The organism is Paenibacillus sp. MSJ-34, from assembly GCF_018918005.1.
GTDB lineage: Bacteria > Bacillota > Bacilli > Paenibacillales > Paenibacillaceae > MSJ-34.
The window spans coordinates 1-22,513 of sequence record NZ_JAHLPR010000060.1 but is presented as its reverse complement, the minus strand read 5'-3'; the positions used below and the strand labels follow the sequence as shown (position 1 = coordinate 22,513).

The 22,513-nt window shown below is 48.7% G+C and carries 20 protein-coding genes and 1 pseudogene; 19 read left to right on the top strand and 2 right to left on the bottom strand.

Annotation, left to right across the window (positions count from 1 at the left end):
* Nucleotides 1–3: 3 nt before the first annotated feature.
* Nucleotides 4–1,362, top strand: coding sequence for a nucleotide sugar dehydrogenase (locus tag KQI79_RS23925; RefSeq protein ID WP_216540825.1), 1,359 nt, complete (start codon nucleotides 4–6; stop codon nucleotides 1,360–1,362).
* 67 nt (nucleotides 1,363–1,429) lie between these two features.
* Here KQI79_RS23925 and KQI79_RS23920 read toward each other — a convergent pair whose 3' ends face one another.
* Nucleotides 1,430–1,801: a hypothetical protein gene (locus KQI79_RS23920; RefSeq protein ID WP_216540824.1), complete on the bottom strand. Its 372-nt coding sequence runs from the start codon at nucleotides 1,799–1,801 to the stop codon at nucleotides 1,430–1,432.
* 125 nt (nucleotides 1,802–1,926) lie between these two features.
* Here KQI79_RS23920 and KQI79_RS23915 point away from each other — a divergent pair, with 125 nt between their 5' ends.
* The gene (locus tag KQI79_RS23915; protein ID WP_216540823.1) at nucleotides 1,927–2,556 is read left to right on the top strand and encodes a copper amine oxidase N-terminal domain-containing protein; all 630 of its coding nucleotides are present in this window, start codon (nucleotides 1,927–1,929) and stop codon (nucleotides 2,554–2,556) included.
* Between the two features lie 184 nt (nucleotides 2,557–2,740).
* Nucleotides 2,741–3,559 (top strand): undecaprenyl-diphosphate phosphatase, encoded by an 819-nt coding sequence (locus KQI79_RS23910; RefSeq protein WP_216540834.1) that lies wholly within the window; start codon nucleotides 2,741–2,743, stop codon nucleotides 3,557–3,559.
* Nucleotides 3,560–3,798: 239 nt separating this feature from the next.
* Here the strand turns inward: KQI79_RS23910 and KQI79_RS23905 are convergent, their stop codons facing one another.
* Nucleotides 3,799–4,830 (bottom strand): S-layer homology domain-containing protein, encoded by a 1,032-nt coding sequence (locus tag KQI79_RS23905; RefSeq protein ID WP_216540822.1) that lies wholly within the window; start codon nucleotides 4,828–4,830, stop codon nucleotides 3,799–3,801.
* A 244-nt stretch (nucleotides 4,831–5,074) separates the two neighbouring features.
* Between KQI79_RS23905 and KQI79_RS23900 the strand changes: the two genes are divergently transcribed.
* From KQI79_RS23900 to KQI79_RS23825, 16 genes and pseudogenes are all read left to right on the top strand, one after another.
* The gene (locus KQI79_RS23900) at nucleotides 5,075–7,036 is read left to right on the top strand and encodes a DUF5107 domain-containing protein (RefSeq protein WP_216540821.1); all 1,962 of its coding nucleotides are present in this window, start codon (nucleotides 5,075–5,077) and stop codon (nucleotides 7,034–7,036) included.
* A gap of 167 nt (nucleotides 7,037–7,203) precedes the next feature.
* Nucleotides 7,204–8,340: a DUF6155 family protein gene (locus KQI79_RS23895; protein ID WP_216540820.1), complete on the top strand. Its 1,137-nt coding sequence runs from the start codon at nucleotides 7,204–7,206 to the stop codon at nucleotides 8,338–8,340.
* The gene (locus tag KQI79_RS23890; protein WP_230191324.1) at nucleotides 8,341–8,595 is read left to right on the top strand and encodes a hypothetical protein; all 255 of its coding nucleotides are present in this window, start codon (nucleotides 8,341–8,343) and stop codon (nucleotides 8,593–8,595) included.
* Nucleotides 8,596–9,190: 595 nt separating this feature from the next.
* A pseudogene (locus KQI79_RS23885) lies at nucleotides 9,191–9,388 on the top strand (RNA polymerase subunit sigma-70); the annotation flags it as partial.
* Nucleotides 9,389–9,689: 301 nt separating this feature from the next.
* Entirely contained in the window at nucleotides 9,690–11,108 is a 1,419-nt protein-coding gene (locus tag KQI79_RS23880; protein ID WP_023554900.1) for a Wadjet anti-phage system protein JetA family protein, read from the top strand.
* 6 nt (nucleotides 11,109–11,114) lie between these two features.
* A complete protein-coding gene (locus KQI79_RS23875) occupies nucleotides 11,115–11,723 on the top strand; it encodes a DUF4194 domain-containing protein (RefSeq protein WP_023554899.1) in 609 nt (202 codons plus the stop codon).
* Nucleotides 11,692–15,147, top strand: coding sequence for an ATP-binding protein (locus KQI79_RS23870; RefSeq protein ID WP_127608671.1), 3,456 nt, complete (start codon nucleotides 11,692–11,694; stop codon nucleotides 15,145–15,147). Before KQI79_RS23875 ends, KQI79_RS23870 begins: the two co-directional genes overlap by 32 nt.
* Before the next feature lie 24 nt (nucleotides 15,148–15,171).
* Entirely contained in the window at nucleotides 15,172–16,446 is a 1,275-nt protein-coding gene (locus tag KQI79_RS23865; RefSeq protein WP_028407040.1) for a Wadjet anti-phage system protein JetD domain-containing protein, read from the top strand.
* A gap of 346 nt (nucleotides 16,447–16,792) precedes the next feature.
* A complete protein-coding gene (locus KQI79_RS23860) occupies nucleotides 16,793–17,029 on the top strand; it encodes a hypothetical protein (RefSeq protein ID WP_023554896.1) in 237 nt (78 codons plus the stop codon).
* Nucleotides 17,013–17,279, top strand: a complete 267-nt coding sequence (locus tag KQI79_RS23855; RefSeq protein WP_023554895.1) for a type II toxin-antitoxin system RelE family toxin — start codon at nucleotides 17,013–17,015, stop codon at nucleotides 17,277–17,279. Before KQI79_RS23860 ends, KQI79_RS23855 begins: the two co-directional genes overlap by 17 nt.
* Nucleotides 17,280–17,496: 217 nt before the next feature.
* Entirely contained in the window at nucleotides 17,497–17,766 is a 270-nt protein-coding gene (locus tag KQI79_RS23850) for a hypothetical protein (protein WP_074730222.1), read from the top strand.
* A gap of 304 nt (nucleotides 17,767–18,070) precedes the next feature.
* Complete coding sequence (locus KQI79_RS23845) at nucleotides 18,071–18,226, top strand: hypothetical protein (RefSeq protein WP_157462203.1); 156 nt, start codon at nucleotides 18,071–18,073, stop codon at nucleotides 18,224–18,226.
* 88 nt (nucleotides 18,227–18,314) lie between these two features.
* Nucleotides 18,315–19,448 (top strand): plasmid pRiA4b ORF-3 family protein, encoded by a 1,134-nt coding sequence (locus tag KQI79_RS23840; protein ID WP_216540819.1) that lies wholly within the window; start codon nucleotides 18,315–18,317, stop codon nucleotides 19,446–19,448.
* A 204-nt stretch (nucleotides 19,449–19,652) separates the two neighbouring features.
* Nucleotides 19,653–20,099 carry a UPF0158 family protein gene (locus tag KQI79_RS23835; RefSeq protein ID WP_253298377.1) on the top strand — a complete coding sequence of 149 codons (447 nt, stop codon included), beginning with the start codon at nucleotides 19,653–19,655 and terminating at the stop codon, nucleotides 20,097–20,099.
* A gap of 28 nt (nucleotides 20,100–20,127) precedes the next feature.
* A complete protein-coding gene (locus tag KQI79_RS23830) occupies nucleotides 20,128–20,424 on the top strand; it encodes a nucleotide exchange factor GrpE (RefSeq protein WP_209844419.1) in 297 nt (98 codons plus the stop codon).
* 274 nt (nucleotides 20,425–20,698) lie between these two features.
* The gene (locus tag KQI79_RS23825) at nucleotides 20,699–22,276 is read left to right on the top strand and encodes an SWIM zinc finger family protein (protein WP_253298376.1); all 1,578 of its coding nucleotides are present in this window, start codon (nucleotides 20,699–20,701) and stop codon (nucleotides 22,274–22,276) included.
* The last annotated feature ends 237 nt before the right edge of the window (nucleotides 22,277–22,513 follow it).

Below are 22,513 nucleotides of genomic sequence, written 5' to 3'. Positions count from 1 at the left end.
ATGATGAACAGCAGATATCAAACGTTGAAGGATCTTATCGAAACAAAAAACGCCAAAGTGGGCATTATCGGACTCGGCTATGTCGGGCTGCCGCTTGCGATGCAAATGGTGAAAGCCGGGTACTCCGTATACGGAATAGACATCAACGATCAAAAGCTCGCCTCGTTGCAAAACGGGAAATCCTACATCCACGACGTCAGCGACGAAGAACTGCAGGAGGCGAACGACAGCGGGAGATTTTTCCTTACATCGGATTACCAAGCGCTGAAATGGCTGGACGCGGTAACGATCTGCGTTCCTACTCCGCTCAGCAAAAACCAAGATCCGGACACCTCTTACATTCATCTTGTCGTCGAGCAATTGAAACAATATATGCAGAACGGCCCGCTCATTACGCTCGAAAGCACGACTTACCCGGGTACGACGGAGGAATTGATTCAACGCGAATTAGAGAAAATAGGGCTGCGGACGGGAATCGATTACTTCCTGTGCTTCTCCCCGGAACGCGTCGACCCTTCGAACCGGACGTACAATACGTACAATACGCCGAAAGTGATCGGCGGAACGACTGCTGCATGCCTGGAACTCGGTTCGTTATTGTATCAATCCGTCGTCAAGGAGGTTGTGCCGGTATCTTCGCCCAAAGTTGCCGAGATGAGCAAGCTGCTGGAAAATACATTCCGCAGCGTAAATATCGCATTCATCAATGAAATGGCGATGATGTGCGAGAAAATGGGAATCGACATTTGGGAAGTTATTAAAGCCGCTTCTACGAAGCCGTTCGGCTTCATGCCATTCTATCCCGGTCCCGGCATCGGCGGACATTGCATCCCGCTCGATCCGATGTACTTGTCCTGGAAGGCGAAAGGCTTCCGCTTCTACAGCAAATTTATCGATTTGGCGCAGGCGTTCAACACGAATATGCCCGATCACGTCATCCATAAAACGGCTCAAATCTTAAATCTGTATACGAAGTCTATTAAAAATTCCCGCGTGCTGCTCCTCGGCATGGCCTATAAGCCGGGAGTGGACGATGTGCGCGAATCTCCGGGACTCGCGGCCTACGAATTATTCAAAGCAAACGGGGCGTTTGTCGATTATTGCGATCCGTTCGCTACTTCTTTTGCCGATATGGATGGAAATACGGTAAAATCGATTCCTTGCGAGCTTAGCTTGATTCGCAAATATGATTGCATTGTCGTCATTACGAATCATAAAGAGTTCGATTATGAAGAATTGGCCAAGACTGGCGTCCCGATATTGGATACGCGCAACGCCTTCGACGGAATCGAACAACCCCATATCTATAAACTCGGCGCGCCGCTGGACGTTCAGTTTCCGGCACAATTGCAAATGGCGTAAGCCATCGCCGGGCGGTCAAGCCAAGCATCCGGATGCCGGACGCTTGGCTTTTCCGTTGTTCGGGCCGCTATACTTCCCCGCCCGCTTCTTGGATAAGACGCAGCGCTTCCTTGTGATCGTTCTCTTGGACGACAACGGTGAGTAATATGTCTTTGCCGGTCGGCCCCCCTTGTCCGCCGTCGCTCATCCCGCTTGCGCTCGGGTCCGCGGCTGCCATAATGCCGGCGCTTCTGCTCCGGAAATCGGCATCCAGCGTCAATTTTCCAAGCCCTTCGAAGTCGTTGGAGAGCGGATTCAGCGTCTCTTCGATTCCTTCTCCTTGGTATCGGCCGATTCGATCGATCGACATGTCGATCACGCGTAACGATTTCAGCCGAGCAGCGGCTTCCTCCGCCCGCTCCGGCGTGTTGAAATGAGCCAATATATTTTTTTCGCCCATCGAGTTCCCTCCTTATGATCGATTCGTTTCGAGCCTATTATGCCCAATAGCGCAAAAAACCTTCCTATAGTAGAATGAAGAAGATTGCGAGGAAATCGATGGAAAAGAGAATTGGAGGTCGGAGCATGAATAAGAAGTGGGTTTCTTTCATGATGGGCTGCGTTTTACTGACTATTGCGGGTACGGCAAGCGCGCATCCGGGCAGAACGGATGCGAACGGAGGGCATACTTGCAGAACGAACTGCGAAAAATGGGGCTTGAGTTACGGAGAGTATCATTATCACGGCGGGAAGAGCAAGAGCGGCAGTTCCGGCAGCAAAACCAAACCGGCATCGAATAAAAGTGTAGACCAGTCGAAAACGTCTGCTGTTAAAAAGCAAGCGAAGCAAAAGAAAGAATACGAGCCTGCCAATATTTCGGTTTCATTGGGAGAGCAGACATTGCATTTTTCGCACGAACCGATTAAGAAAAACGAAATCATACTCGTTCCGATGCGTGATATTTTTACGGCGCTGGGAGCCGAAGTAGAATGGAACGGTTCGACCCAAACGATAACGGCCGCAAAGGGAGATATATTGATTCAATTAACGATCGGGCAAAAAAAAGCCTATGTGAACGGCGAGAAGATAGAGCTAGAGGAACCGGCTGTTGCTGTGGAAGGCAAAACAATGGTGCCTTTGCGCTTCGTGACGGAAGCTTTAGGCGCGCAAATTCAGTGGAATCAAGATACGAAATCGATTGAGATTACGTTATAGTGCCACATAAGCGGTCATTCCAATCCTTTTGACATCAGGCTGATAACATTCTATCATTAGAAAGTGAATTTAGGTGACGAAAATGAAAGATTGAAGCTATCATTTTGTAAGATTTTTCGATAGGTCGTCCGTTTGCTCCATAGTATATTGAGAACGTTGACAGTGATGATAGGAGGTTTTATTTCTGGAAGATTTTTGGCTGATTTTGAAATATGTTGTGCTCGGTTTGGTGCAAGGCTTTACGGAGCCGATCCCGGTATCGTCAAGCGGACATTTGGTCATCGTCGAGCACTTATTCGGACTGCATATCGAAGGACTAAGTTTTGAGGTATTGGTAAACACCGCTTCGCTGCTCGCGATTTTGCTGATTTACCGCAAGGATTTAATAAGTCTCGCCGCGAACGGCATCGGTTATCTCGTACGGCGCGATCCTGCGCAGAAATCCGATTTTATGTTTATCGTTTATTTGGTCATTGCAACGATACCTGCCGGAGTCATCGGCGTATTGCTCAACGATTTCATCTCGGGATATTTCAAAGGATTGCTTACGATCGGGATTACGCTCCTCGCGACGGGGGTCGCTCTATGGTTGATCCGCAATTTGCGGGGGCGCAAGAACGATCAAGCGTTAACCTTGAAAGACGCGATCATTATCGGGTTGGCGCAAGCGGTTGCCTTAATTCCGGGCATCAGTCGTTCAGGCGCGACGATCGTTGCCGGCATGGGGCGCGGTTTGAAGCAGGAGACGGCGTTGAAATTTTCTTTCTTCCTATACATACCGGTCAGTCTCGGCGGCATCGTACTGGAAGGGAAAGATATGCTGCACGATCCGCAAATGTCGACGCTCTGGCTGCCCTATGCGTTAGCTTTCGTTGCGTCGCTTGTTACTTCGTATTTTTCGTTGAAATGGTTTATGGGCATTATGGCGCGCGGCAATTTGAAATATTTTTCGTTTTATTGTTTTATCGTCGGTACGCTCGTCGTCTTGTTCTCTTTGCTATAAATATAAAGAGCCTCAGCTCATGCGGAGGCTCTTTATTTATCGAAATCCCTCTCTATCCTGTATAAAATACAACATTAGGTGTGTGAAAACTTCAAAATTACCAATGATGTTGTAAAAAATACAGCATACCGGCGCCTAATATGCAGAAACGGCGACGATGACCAGTTTATGTTGTACATTCTACAACAATTCGGTCCGTGAAGCCCATTTCGCTTACATTATGTTGTACCGAATACAACTTACATGTTGCTAACGGATTGGGAAGCGCTCGAGTCGCTCGAGTCGCTCGCATCGCTTGAACCGCTTGAACTGCTCGATCCGCCGCCGAATCCCTTCGAACCGGCACCGGCAAAGGCGATTTCCGCCTCCAGTTTTGCGGAAAGATACGTTTCCGCTTTCGGTTCAACGATGACTTGGGCGTAATTCATATTCGGATCCGGATAATGAAGTTCATAATAGATGACAGCTTTTCCTTGCTCGGAGAAATCGATGCTGCGGATCGTTATTTTATAGCCGGGATTCGGCTTCTCTCCCCAGGACAGCGTCACTTTATTGACTTCGTCGGAAATTTTCCCGACGGATACGGTTACATCTTCATGTTGCGCGGGAGGAAGCTTTGGAATGACATTCCCGGCCTGTTCCTTCACGAATTTTCTCGCGTCATGCAGCATGGCCGCGGCTTCCGCGCGCGTGATTTCATCCAGCGGACGAAAGCGCTGTTTGTCGTCAAGCGAGGCGACTTTAGCGATCAGCAGCCTTTGGATGTTGGTCATATACCGGTTGTCGATCGAATCCTCGTCATCGATTTGAATCCAAATTTCGATAAAGGCGAAATCCCCTTTCGTCCACATCGCTTCCGCGAGCAGATTGGCGAATTGTTCGCGTGTGATCTTCTTGGCCGGATCGATATCCTTCGGAATCGATAACCCGTTGATTTGCGCGATGACGAACGCTTCCGCATACCAGGCGTTGTTCGGAATATTCGTATAATAGTCGGTCGCTTCCGGCTTTTTGACGAATTTCACAGTATCGAGATTCAAATCCAATCCGTTCACAATCATCTGTACGCTTTGCGCATAGGTCATTTTTTCCTTAGGGGCGAATCGGCTGTCGTCCACGCCTTTCACAATACCTTCATTGAGCAAAGCCATAATTTTATCTTTGGCCGGCTCGTCTTTCAAATCTTGAAACGCTAACGCGCTCCCGCCTAACGTAAATGCGAGGGCTAATACGACCAATACGCTCGACAGCACTCTGCTTCTCTTCTTCATTCGGATCACCTTCTATCATTTTGTTTTCATTGGTTCAGACGGAATAAGTTGGATAAATGTTGCAGCAAGCCCGGAACGGGTGAAAATTGTACAAGTTTTGCGCAATAAAGTGAATAGCGCAGTTCGTTTTTTCAGCGGTATAATACGATTAACTTTGCGAATCAGGATGGTGAGCAGGATGAAAGTCACGGTATCTTCATTGACCCTTGAAGGCGCTTTGCCGGAAGGAGAAAATCCCCTTCCTATGTTTCGGAATAGACGGCGGCATAGGCAAGTGGGGGATAACGGAACGTTAACGCCTGAGCTGAAACGGCATTTAGGGGAGCATGCGGGCGAAACGTATTTGCCTTATCGGATGCAAGACCGGTATACGAGGGAGCGAAAGCCGATCTTGTTAAAGACGATCGTACTGGAGAACGATCGATTGGTTGCCGTCTTCTTGCCGGAATATGGAGGAAGGCTCTACTCGCTTAAGGATAAACGGACAAACCGGGACATGCTGTATACGAATCCGGTGTTTCAGCCTGCCAATCTTGCGATTCGAAACGCCTGGTTCTCCGGAGGGATGGAATGGAATATCGGACAGCTCGGCCACACATTTACGACCGCATCTCCCGTTTACGCCGCCAAGTTGCGGGGCGAAGACGGAAACGAGTTTCTACGCATTTACGAATACGAACGTTGTAAAAATATATTTTGGCATGTCGACTTCCATCTTCCGCCGGGAGCGGATAAGCTCTCTATTTATGTACGCATTGTCAATGACAATGACGTTTCCGTCCCGATGTATTGGTGGACGAATATCGCGGCGCCCGAAACGCCCGCGTCCCGAGTCTTCTCTTCGACAAGCAGCGTCATTTATATCGATCACGAAGCGAAAGGGTTCGGAGCGGGCGAATTGCCCGAATTGCAGTCCGTACCAGGCGCGGATGCCTCCTATCCGATGCAAATTCCGTTTTCGAGCGAATATTTCTATTTGACTCCCGAAGATTGCCAATCTCCTTGGGAAGCAGTCGTTTATGAGGACGGCGCATTGTTGTACGAACGGTCTACTTCCTTATTGAGATACCGGAAAATGTTTTGCTGGGGAAATCATGCGGGCGGAAGACGGTGGCGCGACTTCCTGTCGAAGCCCGGCGAAGGAAACTATATTGAAATTCAGGGCGGGCTTACTCCGACGCAGCTGCACGGAATCGAGATGCCGGCGGCCACGGAATGGGAATTTACGCAGCTCATCGGCATGTCGGAAGCGGATCCCGAGCAAGCCTACGACGAACAATGGGAGAACGCGCGCCGATATATTGAAGATCGCGTCGAGCAGCAATTGAGCGCCGATATGGTATACGATATCCATGAAAAGTTACGGGCGTATGCCCGCATTCAGCCTGCCGAGCAATTGCATGCCGGTTCGGGATGGGGGGCGCTCGAGAGGCTGCGCAGACAAAAGCTTGAGCGCAGAACGGTTCCGGACGGATTTGCGTTTGCCGACGGCAGTTTGGAAACGGCCCAATTGCCGTGGCTTTCCTTGTTGCAGGGCGGGCGCCTGCCGGATTGCGACCCGGATTCGATTCCCGTCTCGTGGATGGTGCAGGAAGAGTGGATGAGCATGCTAGCCGACAGCCTTAAGCGGGAAGAAGGCCAATCCTGGAACGCTTATTTGCATTACGGCGTCATGCTGTACGAACATGGGCAAGAAGAGGAGGCGCTGAAAGCGTGGGAACGTTCGCTTGCGCTTCAGCCGTCGGGATGGGCATATCGCAATATTGCGGTGCTGATGCGGGAGCGAGGAGACAACGCCATGGCGCTGTCCTATATGGAACGGGCGTATGGAATGGAGAACGGCTTTCCGGACAGAGCTTTTGCGGAAGAGTATGTGGATTTGTTAATCCGAAGCGAGCAGTACGAGAAGGCTTGGAGCGTGTACGAAGCGCTTCCGGCCTCCTTCAAGCAAAGCGACCGCTTGCGAATTATCGTCGGCAAGGCGGCGCTTGCGCTGCATATAGAAGACTTCTTGGCCGACTTATTCGAGACGGAATTTGCCGTCATCCGCGAAGGCGAAGCGACGATCGTGGAACTTTGGTATCAATACAACGCCGAGAAGCTGGCCAAGGAGCGAAACGCGGCCGTAACGGACGAGTTGATTCGGGAAGCCGCCGCCCAATTTCCGCCTCCCGCTCATATCGATTTCCGGATTGTGGGGGGATAGAAAGCGCGATATTTAATGAATATGGTATAATATTGGCAGATGCACATGGGATGGAAGGTGTCGTGTCAACATCGATCCAACCGGTCGTGACCCATTGTAATTCCCTCGAGGGTACGGTGGGTTTATTTCTATATTATATGGAATAGCGAAAGGGGGAACAGGCGATAATGGTTTATACTTGCAGAATCGAACTGGGTGAGATTGCCCCGAAGATTTGGCGGGAATTTCAGTTTCATCCGGGTGTGACGTTTCATCAGCTTCACAAAATCATCCAAGTGGTCATGGGATGGGAAAATTGCCATCTGTACGAATTTCATGTGAACGAGAGGGTGATTGGGCTGCCTAACCCGACATTCGAACATATGGAAGATCGCGAGGTGCTGAATGCACGGAAAGAAGTAGTTCAGAACCATGTTAACGAGGAAAATTCCGTGTTTACATACGTCTATGATTTTGGCGATGATTGGCGGCACACGATTATATTGGTCAAAATAGACGAATCTGCAGCTTCCGATCCTGCACCCATGTGTCTAGATGGGGCTCGCAGCTGTCCGCAGGAAGATGTGGGAGGCGTTTGGGGACATCAGCATATGCTGGAAGTACTGCTTACTCCCAATCATCCCGAGCGAGATCAGTTTATTGGCTGGGTTCGAGCAGGTTACGATCCTGAACATTTTTCCTGCGAGGAAGTGAACCATGAGCTTCAGAGGCAAAAAGACAAGCTTATACCTAAATCGCTGATTAAGCGGCCAGTAGGAAAAAAGCCTGCGAAGCTGACGAAATCCGCTTTGAATAAGCACCTGAAACAATTAACCAACGATCAGCTTATCGAGTTGGTGAAGGCTTGTTATGGCGCCAGCAAAGAAATGGAGAAATTTCTTGCCGTAAGAATACTGGGCGATGAAGCGGCAGAGTCTCTCTTTCAAGAGTATCGCAAGAAGATAGAGAAAGAGTTTTTCCCCGAACGGGGTTTCGGCAAGCTGAGGCTTCAGGAAGCGAAAAATGCGATCTCGGAATTCGAGAGATTGACCGGGAACGTCAAGTACAGTCTGGAATTGAAGCTGATCTACGTCGAAAATGGAGTCGATTTCACCCTAAGTTACGGGGATATTGATGAACGCTTCTATTATAGCATGGCTTCCGTGTATGCCGATATTATTGATCAAGTGAATGAAGATGAAATGGCCGAATTGTTCGACGAATTCGAGGATCGTTTGGAAGCGATCGTTTTGAAAACAGTAGATATCGGCTGGGGTTTTCATGACAATTTGGCTGAACTGCACGCTCAATTACGATGGATTTAGGTGGGGAGCTTTATCGCCGGATATACGGACGGCGGCTTTCCCTATGGTATCACATGGGAGGAATATGGGTTTGCGGATATGGTTGATTTTGCAGAAACGATTGAAGATAAAAAGCTGCAATCAACTTTGATGCACATATTAAGCGGCGGCAGGAAAATATTCCGAAGGTTCAAAGATGAGTTATCTTCCGACAAAGAGCAACTAGAGCGGTATTACCTTTTTATTGAAGAGCGGAATCAGCAAACGTGTTGCTGAGTGGTTGGAATCGATAGACGTGAAAGTAACTTTTGAGTGATAAACCGATCACGAAACAAGAGCTAGGGAAGCTTGAACATATTCTGTGAGCTGAGCTTGGAACCAAAGCGGATTATATTCTAACATTTTGGCGTAACTAAAATGAACCTTAATTTTAGTTACGCCTATTTGTAATTAACTTGAAATGAATTGGAAGAAAAAAGCTTGCACTTCCGAGGACTGGATCCGATTGGAGCCGGGCAATGCGATATCAGACGCGTTCGATTCTTGGATCAAGCTTACAGCAAGCTGGAGAGGACATCGGAAGATGAATTGACGGATTTCAACGTGATCGCTCCATTTCCGCATCGAATCATTCGATCACATCATGGACCAACCTATTTGCTCATTCCGGGCATGCTGGACCGGGCCAATCCTCAGAAAGATCCGGACAGAATCGGTCTGTTGAGATTGAGCTTCAATGACCATTTTTTGCTCCCGAAGTCGTTTCTTTCCCACGTACAGGCACAGATAGGCATCTGCCCACATAGAATGAACTGATCGGAAAGAAGTGGTTAAAGTTTGCTCTATTGTGATTCAGCAGGAGGTGTCTTTATTGCCCGGATTATTTGCGGCGGTCGCTTTGTTCATTAAACAACTGTCACTCCTCGTTTCGTATGTCAAGAACAACGCTTTCCCCCAGCCGCTAGCGGAAGAAGACGAAACGAAGCATTTGCAGCTGATGTCCGAAGGCGATCAGCATTCCCGGAACGTTCTGATCGAGCACAATTTACGGTTGGTGGCGCATATTGTCAACACGTTGTGAACACGAACCGACGTCAGGAAGTGGCGCGGTTTGTGTGCAGCGGGCGGTTTGTGAGGTGAGGTGGGCCGAGCTATATGGAGCCTGAATCAGCCGGTCCGAGGGGGCCGGTTTTCTGCTTCTTCTGGAGTTAATACCGATACTTGAGAGCCTTGTACGGCAAGTATTCCGTATACCAATGGAGCTTGCCATTAAGATTGAAGGGAATAGCCGTATTCTACCATACTTCATATCTTCCAAATCTAGTATAATAAAGTATCGACATTTTTCTCCGAAAGGGTATGCGCGCGGTATGATGAACTTGTTTGATGTAGTACCGGAAGGATTATTTCATCTTCTGACGGGTTCCAATCGGAAGATATATGCGGAAGCACTGCTGCTTTTATACGAGCATTCGCAAAGGGAGCGGTTCGGCATTCGCTATGAAGTCATGCGGGATCTGCTGCAGGAGCTGCTGGAGACTCAACAAGAAACGGGTATGGTCATTTCTGCCGATGAGGATGAGCCGGTTGGAGCTGGAAGAGAGGATCAGCTTACGTTAGAGGATGTCTCCAGAGCTCAGGCCAATGCATTGCTGCGACGGCTGGAACGGGCGAAGTGGATTGATGTGGAAACCCGCAGCCAGTTCGAAGCTTATATTGTACTTCCCCATTATGCCAGCCGGCTGATTGCGGTGTTTCAGGAATTATGCGAAGCACGGACGGTCGAATATCAACGGTTTGCTTTTGTAACTTATCAGCTTCTTACCGGCGAGGAGGCCAAAATGCGCCCTTGTTTCGCCGTAATGGAGGCGGCACAGGTAACAAGGCAATTTCGCCATGAATTGATTGGGTTATACAATAATATGAAGCATCACATGGAGACAGTTGTTCAAAAAACTTCGATTCGCGAAGTGCTGGACCATCATTTTGAAACCTATAAATCGCAAATTGTAGATAAAAGCTATCACCGGCTCAAAACGTCGGATCATGTGGCGCGCTATCGTTTTCAAATCCTTCATACGGTTCAGAAGTGGCTCCTAGATCGGGGTTTGCTGCAGGAAGCTGCAATGGACGGCGTCAAGAGCGAGCTGTATGAAACGGTTGAACAAGCGGAATATGCCGTCAAGGAAGCTTTATTCTTCATTGAAGAAACCTTTGTCGGGCTGGAAGAGATTTTCTATCAGATTGATGTGCGGCATAACCAGTATCTTCGTTCTTCTTACGACCGGGCCAGATATTTGAGTCAGCAGCATGAAGGATTGGACCGCCGGTTGACACGTCTGCTGGAGTTGCTCGGCCAGCAAAAGCAGGATGCGGAATACTCGCTGTTCGCGATTAATCAGGTTCGCGGATGGTCAGAGCAGTCACTCCTGCCGCCGCGCCGCCGAAGGATGGCTCATCAGCCGGAGACCCATGTTACGGTTCCGATTCCGGCACACGTGATGGAGGAGCTGCGACAGAGGAACGTAGAGAAAATGCGCAAGGCCATTACCCGTAAAAAAGTGGATGATTACGTCATGACCCGGCTTGGTGACCGAAAGCGCATGGAACTGATCGAGCTCGCTCCAAGTAGTGCCGAGGAATTTCTTATGCTGGGGTATGTTTATTTGTATGGCTCGGATGGTGGCTCGCGTTTCAGCTTGGACCGGCAAGGCAAGCGGCAGACGGTTAGTGTCGGAAGATATCGATTCCACAATCACGACATTGTCCGTAAAGAGCGGGGAGGATAACGATTCATGATGTTTCAAGATTTGAGCGACTCTGAACAATCGAAGGTCAAAGAAGTAATCCAGCGACTCATGGAGGTTAACCTTCTGATCAAAGACAAGGACCGGGAGTTGTATGCGACAATTCGTCGCTACCGTACCGCGTTGGAGGGCTATTATCGATTCCTTGGTTGGGAACTTGTCGTGGACGAGCGGCATGAATGCGTCTATCTGCATATTCCCGATGGCCGTCTTCGCCGTAGGCTTGACCGGGAACAGACACTATGGCTGCTGGTGCTGCGCTTACTATATGAGGAGAAGAGGCAAGGCCTATCGCTGGCGGATTATCCTATGATTACCCTTTATGAAATTCGCAGCAAGTACGAGACGTTCCGGCTGGAATGGGTAAACCGTACCGCATTGGACAGGCTGGTTAGATTGTGTGTACAGGCCCAATTGATTGAACCGCTGGATTCCGACATTCGTTCCGATGATGCCCGGTTCAAGCTGTTCCATACTTGGATCTATATGATTCAGACGGATGAGATGCAGTCGTTGCTTGATAAGCTAGAATTGTACCTGACGAACGCGGAGGGAGGATTGCTGGATGAAATGGATGAAGCGGCTGCGTCTGATTAACTGGCATTATTTCAAGGACGAGGAGCTGGAATTCGGAAAACAGACGTTGATCACTGGACAGAACGCCGCGGGAAAATCGACGATTATTGACGCGCTGCAGGTGCTTTTCGTTGCTGATCATCGAATGATCAAGTTCAATGCGGCTGCACACGATGACGCCAAACGCAGCTTTATCAATTATCTTAGGGGAAAAATCGGCAGCGACGAGCGCTCCTTTTTGAGGGACGGCGATTTTACGACTTATATTGCAGCTGAATTCCGGGACGAGGACCGTAAGGAATGGTTCGTTGTCGGGGTAGCGATTGATGTATACCGAGGAAGCACGACCGGGGAAGAAGAGTATTTCATTTTGTCAGATCGGCGGTTGGATGATTTGCAGTTTGTCAAATCCAACGGCCAGCTGCTCAATCGAGACGAATTCCGCAAGCGCTACGGTGGGGAAAGCGTCAGGGTCAGCGGGCTCTCCGGAAAAAAGGCTTTGTTTGAAAGGAACAAGACCAACTATCAGAAAGCCTTACTCGCCCGGATGGGACAGCTTCATGATCGGTTTTTCACAATATTCACCAAAGCGCTCTCGTTCAAGCCGATCCAGAATATCCGTGCTTTTGTCTACGATTATATACTCGACCGAAAAGAGCTGCAGTTGGATTTGATGCGGCAAAATTTCGAGATCCACGAACGGTATCGCCAGGAGCTGGAGCATCTTCAGGAGAAGAAGCTGCACCTGCAATCCATACGTGAGTGTTATGCCCAGTATGCCAAATACAAGGAGACTGCCATTGAGCAGGATTATGTGATCCGGCGCTTGAAAGCGGATTACGAGAGTGAGAATCTGGAGCAGACCGAACGGGACAATGTCCGGCTGGAAGAAGAGCTGCGACAGCTTGCGGATGATATTGACCTTGCCGCCCGGTTGCAGGCGGAAGCCCGGGACAAGCAGCAGGATGCTTACCAGCGCTGGCAGAACCATGCTGCGGAGAAGCGCAAGAAAGAGCTGCACGAGGACATTGCCCGGCTCACCGCTCAACAGAGCGAGGGAGAGAGGCTCTTGCTCACGTATCGGAGACAAATTGAACGGGAGCTTCAGCTATTGGCGAACTTGTACGATTGGCCGGACAATCCGTACTGGACATGGAAGCCTGGAGAGAGGGAGACGCTTCGCAGTTATCAGGAGAGCCTGGCGCGTCTTGACGCTGTGGCACGTTGCGGAATCATTGAAGTCCATGAGGAAGAAGAGTGGACACGGGATCTGGCTGAGATTGGAGAAGGTCTAACGGCGTGGCGTGACAGGATGCTCGTTCAACATAACCAGTTGCAGGAAAAGCTGGGTGAAACGGACGCTCGAATCGAAGAGTTAAGAACGATCATTCGTGATCTGGAGCAGCAGAAGCGCAGCTATGCCGAACCGGTGCGCCAGTTGAAGGGCATCTTGGAGGAACGGCTGCGGGGCCGCTCGGCGGTTTGGGTGTTTTGCGAGCACATGGAGCTCAAGGAAGAGCTTTGGCGTAATGCGGTGGAAGGGTATTTGAACACCCAGCGCTTCGATCTGTTGGTTGAACCGGAATGTTTCGCAGAGGCATTGTCTATTTATGAAAGGGAGAAGCGAACCTATCGGCTGGAAGGCGTCGGTCTCGTCGATACGGAGAAGGAGAAGCGGTATTTGGGAACGGCCGTAACCGGTTCCCTGGCACTCGAGCTGCAGGCGGAGCATCCCGTAATCCAGGCGCACGTCGAGCATTTGCTGGGCAAGGTGATGAAGGCTGCAAACGAGCAGGAACTGCGACACCATCGTACAGCGGTGACCCAATCATGCATGGTTTACAACAACCTGGTAGCCCGGCAGATGCGCAAGGAGCAATACGAGGTTCCGTTCATAGGCGCCAAAGCGATCGCCCGCCAGTTGGAAATCCGCCGCTCCGAGCTGGTGTCTGCCCAGGACGAACGGCGCATGCTGTATGCTTGGGGTGAACACCTTTCCGAATGGATCGGCAAATTGAAGGAAACGGGCTGTACCAAGCTTGCCGACCATCTTGGCCTGATGCGGCATATCCACGAATGCTCGGAAATGCTATTGCAGAAGACAGAGGAACTGAATGGTCTCGATTTCAGCGAAGCGGAGCGGCTGCAGGCGGAGTATGAGCAGTGGAAGAAGGATGAACAGAAGTGGCAACAAAAATGGGGATCCTTACTCCAAAAGCAAACGGAAACCGAATCGAAAAAGTCCGAAGCGGAAGGAAAGCTGCACTTGCTTCGGATTAAGGTGCAAGAGTACGAAGCCGCATGGCGGAATTGGATCAATGAGCACGGCAGCGAGCGGGAAGCGGGAGCGATGCAAAGATACGAAGAAGCATGCAATTCGTCCGCCTCCACTTGGCAGAAAATCCAAAATTGGGAAGGCAGCTGGAAGGGTCAGCAGACACTGCGCGACAGCCAGTTCAACAAGCTGCAATTAATGCGGCAAAAATATAATATCGATCAAAATTTTATCGCCGACATCCAGAAGGTCACGAACGAGGATTACGATCGGCTGCTTGAAACGATCGAACACCTGAATATTCCGGAATATCAGGATAAAGTTGCGGCGGCTTTGAAAGAATCGGAAGAGGAGTTCAAGTCCCACTTTATTTTTCGGTTAAGGGAAGCGATCGAGATGGCCCGTAGGGAGTTTCACGAGCTGAACTATGCGCTGAGGCATTTTCCTTTTTCCGACGACAAGTATCATTTTGAGGTTTCCCCTAGTGAACGTTACAAGCGCTTCTATGATGCCGTGATGGATCCCATGCTTTTGGAAAAGGGTTCATTGTTCGAATTACCGGACAATGATCGTACCGAGGTTCTGCATGAGTTGTTCGATCTTCTGGTCAAAGGTGAGGCCGGACAATTGGAGGAGTTCTCGGACTATCGGCAATACTTGGATTTCGATATTATCGTAACATCCGGCAACGGCAAATACCGCTTCTCGCAAGTGCTGAAGGAGAAATCGGGAGGCGAGACGCAGACACCGTTCTATATTGCGATACTGGCTTCCTTCCACCACTTATATTCCGGAAAAAGCACGCGGCTTGTCATTTTCGATGAAGCGTTCAATAAAATGGACGAGCAGCGGATTCAATCCAGTCTGCGGTTGATTAAGCAAATGGGTCTGCAGCTGATTGCCGCCGTTCCCGATGAGAAGATGCAGCATATGGCTCCTGAGGTGTCCACCACGCTGTTCGTCAGCAAGCATAACTACCAGTGTTATGTAGACATGATTGACAAATGGGACAACGGGGCGGAAGACGAGATGGCGAGAGCGGGAGCCGTGGAAATAGCGGAATATGAGGCTGAGGCGGCTGCCGCATCGAATTTATCGAACGTTGACAACGGGAAATCCCCCTCAGCCGATGATGCGGATGAAGGAAACGGTCAAGGCTTTTTATTCTAGATTTTATGGTAAGGGGTGATCTGCTTGGAGATTCATGAAACGCCATATAAATCCAAATTTGTCTCCCAGCTGCTAAACCTCCTGTTGGACAAATACGAGTTAAGCCAGTCTTTTGTAACCGGGCAGCCTTCCAAGCAAAGGCCGCAGCTATCTCTTAACAAAAGTCCATTCTGGCAAGATTATACAGACGAAATGGATTTCCGTAAACGAATTTGGATCAACGAAGCAGCTTCCGAGTTGGAGCGGCTCGGACTTGTTGAACTCAATTGGGCCCGGTTTCGCACCGGCGAGCAGTTGGAAAGAATCTATCTGCGATGGAGTGAGTTGAAGACGGCTTATCGCGTTGCGGGGCGGATGCCGAAGCGGGACAAGCTGGAACGCTTGCGGCACATCCTTACTCCCTTATCCCGCCATCCTTGGGAATGGGTCAGGGTGTGGTCTGAACAAGCCGATGTATCGCTAGCCGAAGGTAAAACTGCCCACCTGGAGGTGGACGATCCAGAGGGGTATAAGGATCTTGTTTGTGTATTGCTGGAGCTTCCTAGGCTCGAGCGAGCCGTTCCAATAAGATTACTTAGCCAGAAGCTGTTCAAGGACTCCAAGCACATGGAAAGAAACGTTCAACGAAGGTTGCTTTCGCTCGCCAAGCAGGCATCAGGAGAGGAGCGTGAAACCGAGGAAGAATGGCTTGATTTCCTCGGGGTGGCCAAAAATCCACAAATTGTGCTGGTAAGCGGGCCTCTTTCATTCCGTACTACCGACAGTCGTAAGGTTGATATTGGAGTGTTTGCCGGTGGGGTTGGCTTATCGGATAAAACGGTGGAAGAAATGTATCAAGTGCAAACAGTTGCCACTCGGATAGTAACAATTGAAAACTTGGCGACTTATCATCTGTGGCTCGAACACGCTTCCGAGCTCCGCGACACAGAGCTTGTTCTATATACCGGGGGATTTCCCCATCGGTCATTGCAATCCTTTTTGTGTAGACTGGCAGAGCATTTGGCCTCGGCATCGGAAAAGAACATTGAAGTGTATCATTGGGGTGATATTGATCTGGGAGGAATCCGGATTTTTGAATACCTGCGGAAGAAATTCTTTTCTAATCTGAGGCCCATGCTAATGGATGCGGAGACGCTTCTTCGTTACGAGTCCTCAGCGGCGTCAATCAGCGATGAATATGCCGGAAAGCTTGAGGAGGCTCTAAAGGATACCCGACTGACCCATTGGAGGCAGGTGCTGCAAACGATGCTTGATCGAAGGATACGCTTGGAACAGGAAAGTATTGTGGAATTGGATTAAAGAAGAAAACAATGGACATTAACTTTCTGACTTTTTGTTATGGAGGAAAACCAGACCACTCATCTTTGACGAGGGGTTCAGGTAACGTTCTTGTATTCACGAATCCGAGAACCTTAAGGCAGCGTAGCTGCCGGCCGCGACGCGGTTAGGTTCGCAGGGTTGTCTGCATGAATCTTCTCCCCCGAAATGCCTCGGGCAGACCAAGGGCCGTATGGCCCGAAGCGTGAATACGGTGTTAGCTGATGTTGCTGACTACCTTGAAATAGCCCGTACGATCTTTATGAAATTTCATTAAGTACGTGTTATAATAAAATTAATTTAGCCTTTCTAGATAGGGGTTGATCGAATGGCAGTTTCAAAAGATCATTTGAACAAATTAATTCAACAATTACCTGAAGAAGCCCTTCCAATCGCTGCTGATTTCTTGGAAAAATTAGTCACAAATAAAGAGTATCGTCATATCCCTTGGGATGATGAGCCAACTACTCAAGATGATATTGAAGCAATTAAAAAAGCTAAAGAATCCTTTAGACGTGGCGAGAGTATTAAACTTAAGGATGTTATCGATGACTTACTCAATTGAGTTCTATAAAGATGCTCTTAAGTATTTACAAAAATTAGATAGGACGAATCGTATTCGAATTACTCAACATCTACAAATTCTCTGTGAAGACCCTTATCATCCAGAGCTCGATATCAAAAGGATGCAAGGAACAATGGACGAATATCGATTACGAGTGGGTTCTTATCGAATTATTTATTCAGTTGAGAATGATAAGTTACTTATCCAAGTAATTAAAATTGGCTCTCGTGGTGATGTATATAAATCTTAACTTCTAGGTCTATTCTTACAGGGTAGGCCTTTTTACTTTTCTTCAGATCTTCAGCAATTTCAGCTAACGGCGCGGTTTGCGAAGTAAGGGTGGACGAGCTACATGGGCGATATGCCGGTCCGTGGGGACCGGTTTTCTGCTTCTACAGGATTCGGGGCGGTTTATGTTATACTGGTGATAAAAGAGCGGAAAAGCTTATGACATGGGGTGACATCGAATGGAAAAGGTCAATTCACCGGAAGAGTTGATGGAGAACATATCGAATATGAGCCGCGACAACTCCGTGTACCACTTTCATATTCCAGGAAAGGGAAAGTTCACTCTCGTCTTGCAAGAGGAAGAGCAGCGGTCCATTCAAGCTGACGTTGAGTCTAATCCGGAATTGAAGGTCATGATTGAACAAAGCAGGAAGGAATTCAAGCTTGGCAAAGCCTTGAGCACATCGGAGTTACTGAAATCCTTATCTCCCGAGGACTTTCGATCATGAACCGCGTAGTTTTATGGTCTCCGGCAGTAAGCTCCCCCAGTTTCGCAGCGAGTGATTTTCTCCCGAGAAAACGTATGATTTCATATAATTATTCATTCTTGAAACAGAAGCTATACTCACCAATCCCATTATAGGCAAAGCTTATACTGAGGAAGACAGACCTATGCGGGACTGTCGCGTATCATTGTGAAGAGGTCTAGGATTTCTTTTGAACAGCAGGAGAATGAAGTTTAGAATGTTCCTGTTTTGTTTCCCGGAGAGAAATGAAAATGATTGCTCAGATTTATAATTGGGAGGAGAACAGTTGGCTATGCCCCTGCCAAATAAGTTGGACCGACAAATGTCTGAGGATGAATGCAGCATTGACGATATCCTTGAATCGGCTGGAGTTTTAACTCCGGAACAAGCTGCGCATTTGACTGATGAAATCAAAAGGATGCGCGAAGAAGAATGGGAATGAATCTAAATAGCCTACCCATTGTAATTCCAACCGGGATACAGTGGGATTGTTTATATACTCGGAATACTTAAAAGGAGAACAGACGATCATGGTTTATAGATGCAGAATCGAACTGAATGAGATTGCCCCGAAGATTTGGCGGGAGTTTCAATTTCATCCTGACGTGACGTTTCATCAGCTTCACAAAATTATCCAATCGGTCATGGGATGGGAAAATTACCATTTATACGAGTTTCATGTGAAAGAAAAGGTGATCGGTCTGCCCGATCCGACATTCGAGCATTTAGAAGACCGCGAGGTGCTGAATGCACGGAGGGAAACCGTTCAGAAGCATGTTCATGAAGAAAACACCGTATTTACATACGTGTATGATTTTGGAGATGATTGGCAGCACACGGTTACGTTGATCAAAATCGACGCATCGACATCCGACCCGGCACCCTTGTGTCTGGATGGTGCCCGCGGCTGTCCACAGGAAGATGTGGGAGGCGTTTGGGGGCATCAGCATATGCTGGAAGTACTGCTTACTCCCAATCATCCGGAGCGCGATCATTTTATCGGATGGGTTCGAGAAGGATATGATCCCGAACATTTCTCCTGCGAAGAAGTGAATCAGGAGCTTGGGCGGCAGAAGGACAAGCTGATCCCCAAGTCACTGGTTAAGCGCACGGTAGGGAAAAAGCCTGTGAAGCTGACGAAGTCTGCTCTGAATAAGCTTCTGAAGCAGCTAAATAGCGACCAGCTTATCGATTTGGTGAAGGCTTGTTATGGCGCCAGCAAAGATATGGAGAAGTTTCTTGCTGTAAGAATACTGGGCGATGAAGCAGTAGAGTCTCTCTTTCAAGAGTATTGCAAGAAGATTGAGAAAGAGTTTTTCCCTGAGCGGGGATTTGGCAAGCTGAGACTCCAAGAAGCGAAACATGCGATTTCGGAATTCGAGAGATTGACTGGAAATGCCAGGTACGCCCTGGAATTGAAGCTGGTCTACGTTGAAAATGGAGTTGATTTCACCCTAAGCTACGGGGATATTGATGAACGCTTCTACTACAGCATGGTGTCCATGTATGCCGATATCATTGATCAAGTAAATGAAGATAAAACAGCCGAGTTGTTCGACGAATTCGAGGAGCGCCTCGAAGCCGTGGTTTCGAAAACAGAAGGGATCGGCTGGGGTTTTCATGACAATTTGGCAGAACTGCACGCTCAAATAAGATGGATTTAGGTGAGGGGCTTAATGCGCGGCGGGAAGAATAAGAAGCGGACCGATCACAAATCGGAGTCCGCGGGGCTGTTGGAGCAAGACGAGAATTTCTATTTTATCGCCGGATGTACGGATGGCGGCTTCCCGTATGGAATCACGTGGGAGGAATATGAGGCGGAACAACGCGTCGGATCAATTATGAAAGAGAGGGAAAAAGGAGGCCATATGAAAGAATTGAAATTGACCAAGCAGCAGTTTCAGGAGATTGTGGATGCATACGACATGTACGTAGAAGGAATAGAGTCCTTCCTGAATATCGAAACTGGAGATGTTGTCATGTTGCGAACGTTTGACCGGGATGAAGAGGACGAAGAATTAAGCGAGGCCATTGAAGAAGGCTTTAATGAAATTTATTTTCGGTTACCGAAACGGGAGTCGGATGAAGGATATACCGATATGGTTGATTTTGCGGAAACGGTTGAAGATAAAAAGCTGCAATCCACTTTGATGCACATATTGAGCGGCGGCAAGAAAATATTCCGAAGATTCAAGGATGCGTTATCTTCCGACAGAGAGCAGTTAGAGCGGTATTACCAGTTTGTTGAAGAGCAGAATCGCAAACGTGTTTCTGATTGGTTGGAATCCATTGAAGTGAAGTTGATTCTCGAGTAATAAAGAAATGTTTGGGCAGGGGATACCGGTGAAACGTTCTTCAAGACAGACGATGATTAAGCTGTATGCTCAAGCGGTCATTTCGGAACTTCAACAATTAGGTTATCCCAATGATCAAGCTAACGCAGTCTTTTTTCGACACTATCGAGACATGAAACGCTTATTTGGTCTTGAGCAGAATGTATGCGATTTTGCAAAGATGATTGATGAATTTGAACGTGCCATGCAGAAGAAGCATGACCCGAGTGATCCCAATTCAATTGCTGTTGGCCATCTAAACCACTTGGCTAAAACATACATCCTTAAGCATAAAAGCAACAAATGAGCAGGATTATTTTCCAAATGGCAACCGATATACGACCTGTGTCGCTGTCACCATTTCTAAAAGATGAATATGTCGACGCTGCGGCAGATCAACATATTTTCTTCTTCACCACTGAGCGATCTTATCAGGTGTTCATCGACTATTGGAATTCCAAGATGGAAAGAAGCATCCAAAGGGGGTGGTCCTCTTGAATTTATCCGATTTTTCCAGATACATAGATCCTGCAGTTGTACACAGAGGGAAGGAATACGCGTCCGAAGGACGGGTAATTTCCTTGAAGTCCATTGCCGATGAAAAGTACACTGCGGTTGTGCGCGGGTACGAGGATTATGAGGTTTATGTAAGGCTAGACAACGAGAACAACATAATGGAATCGGAATGCGATTGTCCGTACGATTTCGGGCCGGTATGCAAGCATCAAGTCGCCGTATTCCTCGAGCTTAAGAATAGAGAAGCAGACGGGGCATCTTCACCGGAGCCTTCTCTCCGGCAACTGTTGGAAGCAGAGAGCAAGGAGAAATTAATCGAATTGCTGCTCTCGATTGCATCGGATTCATATACCGCGGAAGAGCGCATCAGACTCCACTTGTCGAAAAGGGGCGCGGATCAGGAGTTGGACGCCTGCCGACGGTTGATTCGATCCTACATTGACATATATTCGGATGATCATGGTTTTGTGTCTTGGCGGAACGTAAGCCGCGCGGTGGAAGGTGCGAAGATCGTCGCTGAAAAGGCTCTCTCCGCCTTCGATGAAGAGGAATGGTTGCACGGGCTGGCGATTCTGTTTTGCATCATCGAAGAGATGATTGAATTATTGCAGTCCGCCGACGATTCGGACGGTGGAGTCGGGATCGTGATCGAAAGCTGTCTGGAATCGATCTTCAAGCTGGTTCAGGATCACCATCATATTCCGGCGGAAGAACGCTTGAAGATTTTCCGCCGGTTGTTGGAGGAGACACACCAGCCTTATTACGACGGGTGGTCGGATTGGCAGCTCGCGCTCCTCGAGGCGGCGGGCGCGCTGATCGAGTCGGAAGAGATGCAACATCAATGGGATGATGCGGCGGATTCGCTCCTGGGTCATATGTCCGGGAGCAATTGGTCGAAGAGGTACGCAGACGAGCGGGTGGCTGTGCTCCGATATGGTCAAATATTGGAACGTTCAGATGAAGAACAGGCGAAAGCTTATTTGTATAGACATCTGCATTTCCCGGAAATCCGGGAGATTGCGATTCGTGCGGCGCTTGAGCAAGGCGATGCCGAGGAAGCGATCCGATTGGCGGAGGCCGGGGAAGCTCAAGATCAGGAGCTGCCGGGGCTCGTCTATCGCTGGAAGAAATATCGGTATGAGGCATACCATCGCACAGGACAAGTCGAACAGCAGCGGAAACTCGGGATGGAGCTGATCATGAACGGAGAATATGATTATTACCGGTCTGTGAAGGATACATTTTCGGATGAGGGAGAATGGTCCTTGTATCTGCAAGATATGTTAGATCAATTGGAGCAGAGCCCGAGGGGAGAGCATACGTATACCCAAATCCTGGTGGAAGAGGAGATGTTCGCACGGCTTTTGGAACATGTCCGCAAGGCACCTTACCGAATTGAATCGTTCTATGAGCAATTGCTTCCGCATTACCCGGAGGAGGTGAAGGCGCTTTTCGTGGCATATATCGAATTCCGGGCGGATCAATCCAGAGACAGGCGAGATTACGCCGATGTTTGCCGGATCATTCGAATGCTTCAACAGGTTGGCGGACGGAAAGAAGCGTTCACCGTCACACAAAAATTGTTAATCAGGTTTCCGCGAAGACCGGCTTTCCGGGAGGAGCTGGGGAAGATTCGTTTTTGAACTTTATGGGAATAAGAAGTAACGCGGTTTGTGCACAGCGGATTTTTTTGTGATGAGGGTGGACAAACCGGTATGCGAAACCTGTAATTTTGATCATAATCGAATATGTTATAATAATCCTAAATTTCGAAAGCCCGTAATATCAAACACTGAATATAGTGGATCTGCCTCGCGGACTGTAAAAAAGTGGAGGTTTCCCAGTTCGTTCGGTTCAAGTCAACATTATGTGGATACACT